We start from the raw sequence: 4,074 nt of genomic DNA, 5'->3' as shown, positions 1-4,074 counted from the left end.
CTCCCGCAGGGGCTCGCCGTAGTGGGCCGCGACGCCGGAGTCCTCGCCGCCGCCTTCTACAGCTCCGGGGCGCGACAATAGGGGGCTCGTGTAAGTCATATGTAGTAGAAGTCCTTGGGGCTCAGCGGTATTCCGGGTTTTCAAAATCGAAGCGCGTACCGGCTTTCCATTCGTCCGGGAGGTTCCCGTAGGCAGGAATGCCGCCTACGTCCTTGAGCATCCGGGCGTAGTGGAGCAGGTTCCAGGTCATGAAGGTGGTGTTCCGGTTGGTGAAGTCGCTCTCAGGACCACCGGACCCTTCGTCGAGGTAGCTGGGCCCGGGGCCGACGGCGCCGATCCAGCCGGCATCGGCCTGGGGCGGAATGGTGAAGCCGACGTGCTGGAGGCTGTACAGGACGTTCATGGCGCAGTGCTTGATGCCGTCCTCGTTGCCGGTGATCAGGCAGCCGCCGACCTTTGGATAGTAGGCCCACTGGCCTTTGCTGTTGAGTTGGCCCGAATGGGCGTAGAGCCGCTCGATGAGCTTCTTGGTCTGGGAGGAGTTATCGCCAAGCCAGATAGGACCGGCCACCACCACGATGTCGGCCTCCAGCACCGCCGGATACAACTCCGGCCATTCATCCGTCGCCCAGCCGTGTTCCCGCATGTCCGGATACACACCGGCGGCAATGTCGTGATCCACGGTCCGGATCACCTGGGTACTGACGCCCTGCTTTTCCATGATGCGCCGGCTGATGGCAATCAGTCCGTCGGTATTGCTCACTTGCGGCGATGGCTTGAGCGTCCCGTTGAAAAAGACCGCCTTGAGATCGTCATAGCTGGCAGGTTTAGTTGCTTCGTTCACTTGCTGCTCCCCTTTGGTTCGAACTGCGAAACGGGACGTTCAGTGAGACCTCTTCGGTGAGACCTTGAAGCTATTTAACAAGCACCCTAGGAGAGCTTGTTCAGGAAAGCCGAAGCGTGGGCCTCGAGCGACTTGCCCGGAGTGGACACATCCCAGCGCCACAACAGATTGCCATCCACGAGGCCGAAGATGCGTGTGGCCGCAGTGTATTCCTTGGAGTGGCCGCCGCGCATCACCATATCGGTGCTCATCTGGATCTGCGGCCCCTTGATTTGACCGTAGTACAGCTCGCTGATGCCACCGGGATGGACAATCGTCACAGTGATGTCGAACCCGCCGTCGGCGTTCCGGTGGGCTTCGACGTCATCGGCAGTTTTCAATACCGGGACGATTTCCGCGGGAATCAAGCCGGGCCCGCCGTCGGCGTCGAGCATTTTCCGCTCCAGCGCCCAAAAGCCTGTCTCCACGGTGAGGGGCCGCAATTTGGTGCCGTCCTCGTCGCTGAGCCAGCTTTCCGCCCGATACTCCAGGTAGGGCAGGCCGTGGTGCGTGAAGGAGACGTGCTGGATGAAGTGATCCGAGTCTTCTTCACCGCTTCCAAGCCGTCCCCGGCCTTCCCACTCACCAATGAGCCAGGAAAGGGGTACCAGTTCGGGTGTCAGGTCGGAAGGAATTTCAATGGGCACAGCAATTACCTCAGTGGACCGGAAGGTACGGGTTGATCAAAAGCGATGGGAGCTCTACTTCTGGCCTTTGAAGAGACGGTAAACGACAAAACCAGCGAACCACGCCATCGAGAGGCTGGCCAGGCCGAGGAGGACAAGGAAGAAGATTTCAAATGCAAGTACGGACATGATGCCATCCTAACTGTTAGTAGATGAGTAGTTTGTCGATGAAGTAGCACAAGGCGCCAACCGCCCAAACGGGGGCGACGCCCATTCCAAGGACAGCCGGGAAGTTCAGGCGGCCGAGCCGAAGCGTCACCATCCGACGGAAACTGACCAGGACTGAGCCGATGACGACGCCCACCACGATGGCAGCCACGATCGCGATGTTGGAGAACACCAGGCCTGCCAGCGGAGCCACCAACCCTGCGGCCACGATGCCCAAGGGCGCCACGACCCGGTCCGGCCATCGCAACAAGCCGGCGAGGAGGGCGACCGCGGCGCTGAGGGCAGCGACCAACACCATTTCCTTGATCCCATTGAACCTCGCCCCCGCAATCCAGCCAGCGCCAAGGCAGCTCAGCAGCACACCGGCGCAGCTGCCCAGAGTGGACTCGAGCCGTTGGGCCTGACCGGTTCCGCGGATCAGCTGCACGACGAACACCGCAATCACGCCTGCGGCGATGAAGGCCGGAGTTGCATCGAGAAATCCGGGGGCTGGCACGAAGCCGGCAGCCAAGGCTGAACCCGCGCCGCTCAGGCCGATCACCGTGGCGAGCGTTTTCTTCGCCGGGACGGCTAGAAAGTGGGGCCAGCCGATGCCAACCGCGGCCGACGCCAGGATTCCGACGGCGACCAACCCTTCCGTGGGGCCGTAAGAGCTGGCGACGAAAACCGCGAGCGCCACGAGGCCGACCACCCCGATGCTCCAAGACTTCACTGCGCCCCTGACCTCACTGTGTCCCTCACCTCGCCGCGCCTTCATGGGATCCTCGATGGGCCCATTTCGTTCCAAGCCGCGAGCAACCTCCTGCCAATCCTGCCTTATACGGCACAAATATGTCGCAAACATGGGCTGAAGGTGACACGAATCCCTGACGTTGCAGGGGCCTTTGGGTATACTCGGTTGTCAACAGCGCTTCTTGTTGCAACGCTTCCGTTACAACGGAACCACGCCCCATAAGCAGCTACCGGCCGGTGGAAACCCGGTTCAGACGCCCGATGATGCGCGGACCGCCCATTGGAGGAACTATGTCGCACATCCTGCTCCTGACGAACAGCACCGGGTCGTCGGTAGACATCCTGCCCGCCTTGGAGCTCTTGAACCACCGGGTCCACATCCTTCCGGCAGAGCCAACGGCCTTGCTCGAAACCGACCCCACCGACGTCGTCTTCCTTGATGCCCGCAAGGACCTTGTGGGGGCCCGCTCCCTGACCCAGTTGCTCAAAGCCACGGGCTTGAGCGCCCCCCTCATCCTGATCCTCACGGAAGGCGGCATGGCTGCCGTCTCTTCCGCCTGGTCCGTTGATGACATCGTCCTCGACTCGGCCGGCCCGGCCGAAGTCGAAGCCCGGATCCGCCTGGCCGTGGCCCGCGCAATCCCCGGCGAAGAGGAAACCAACACGGAAATCCGGGCGGCCGGCGTCGTGATCGACGAGGCAAGCTACACGGCCCGCGTGAACGGGCAGCCGCTCAACCTGACCTTCAAGGAGTTCGAACTCCTGAAGTATCTCGCCCAGCACCCGGGCAGGGTATTCACGCGTCAGCAGCTTCTCACCGAAGTATGGGGCTACGACTACTACGGAGGCACCCGCACCGTGGACGTCCACGTCCGGCGCCTGCGCGCCAAGCTCGGCGTGGACCACGAGAACCTCATCAGCACGGTCCGCAACGTTGGCTACAGGCTGACGTTGGTCCGCCTGCCGGAAGATGAGCTCACCGAGGCCTAGGCTTCCGAACCCCAAGCTTCGAAGCACAAAGAAGGCCCGGACTCACTGAGTCCGGGCCTTCTTTTGCTTGAGTGGAGGACATACGGGTCGAACGTATCGAGGCCACCCCACTGGTGGATCCCCCTCGTATCCTGCTTCGCGAAGCCGGACGAGATATAGACCTTACACGGCCAACACAGTGCCTGCAAAATCCATCCCGCCAAACCGGCCGGAGACGTATAGCCTTGCAGCATGAGCCCTGCGCACCCGGAGAACTGGCCCGTCCTTGTCGTCAAAGGCGCCTCGGACAACGAGTTGTTGAAAGACATCAAGGCGCTCGCCGCAGCCGCCGAGGAGTCGGACGGCAATCCCCCGCTGTCAGAACAGACCCTGGTCATGCTGCGCGGGGCCGATGCCGGCGACCACTCTGTGCTCACCGTGGCCCTTTACGCCCCGGACGAGCAGTCCGATCCCGCAAGCGGCCAGGACCTGGCGGGAATCGCCGTCGTGGTTGAAGCGGACGACGGGACCGGAGTCCTGGAAATGGCAGTGCACCCGAGCTACCGCAACCAGGGTGCCGCGGGCCGGTTGCTGGACTCGCTCCGGGACAGCCGCGGGCTCGAGGGGCTGAACGCG

5 protein-coding genes are annotated in these 4,074 nt (G+C 62.5%); 2 read left to right on the top strand and 3 right to left on the bottom strand.

What is annotated here, in order from left to right:
- Window positions 1-121: 121 nt before the first annotated feature.
- From AHiyo1_RS01135 to AHiyo1_RS01125, 3 genes are all read right to left on the bottom strand, one after another.
- Window positions 122-844: a flavodoxin family protein gene (locus AHiyo1_RS01135; protein ID WP_059387341.1), complete on the bottom strand. Its 723-nt coding sequence runs from the start codon at window positions 842-844 to the stop codon at window positions 122-124.
- 86 nt (window positions 845-930) lie between these two features.
- Window positions 931-1,530 (bottom strand): FABP family protein, encoded by a 600-nt coding sequence (locus AHiyo1_RS01130; protein ID WP_059387340.1) that lies wholly within the window; start codon window positions 1,528-1,530, stop codon window positions 931-933.
- A gap of 184 nt (window positions 1,531-1,714) precedes the next feature.
- Window positions 1,715-2,449 carry a hypothetical protein gene (locus tag AHiyo1_RS01125; RefSeq protein WP_059387342.1) on the bottom strand — a complete coding sequence of 245 codons (735 nt, stop codon included), beginning with the start codon at window positions 2,447-2,449 and terminating at the stop codon, window positions 1,715-1,717.
- Window positions 2,450-2,760: 311 nt separating this feature from the next.
- Between AHiyo1_RS01125 and AHiyo1_RS01120 the strand changes: the two genes are divergently transcribed.
- A complete protein-coding gene (locus tag AHiyo1_RS01120; RefSeq protein ID WP_059387339.1) occupies window positions 2,761-3,459 on the top strand; it encodes a winged helix-turn-helix transcriptional regulator in 699 nt (232 codons plus the stop codon).
- Window positions 3,460-3,690: 231 nt separating this feature from the next.
- Window positions 3,691-4,074, top strand: a 384-nt coding sequence (locus AHiyo1_RS01115) for a GNAT family N-acetyltransferase (protein ID WP_113990524.1), incomplete at its 3' end; no start/stop codon positions are given.

Origin of the sequence: Arthrobacter sp. Hiyo1 (assembly GCF_001263615.2) — a bacterium.
In the GTDB taxonomy this organism is placed as follows: Bacteria; Actinomycetota; Actinomycetes; order Actinomycetales; family Micrococcaceae; genus Arthrobacter.
Note: the sequence above shows the minus strand (reverse complement) of the source record. Positions and strands in the feature narration are given on the sequence as shown.

What these genes read in the sequence shown, in the direction of transcription:
- AHiyo1_RS01120 (WP_059387339.1), top strand. Translation starts at nt 2,761, where the DNA reads ATGTCGCACATCCTGCTCCTGACGAACAGCACCGGGTCGTCGGTAGAC.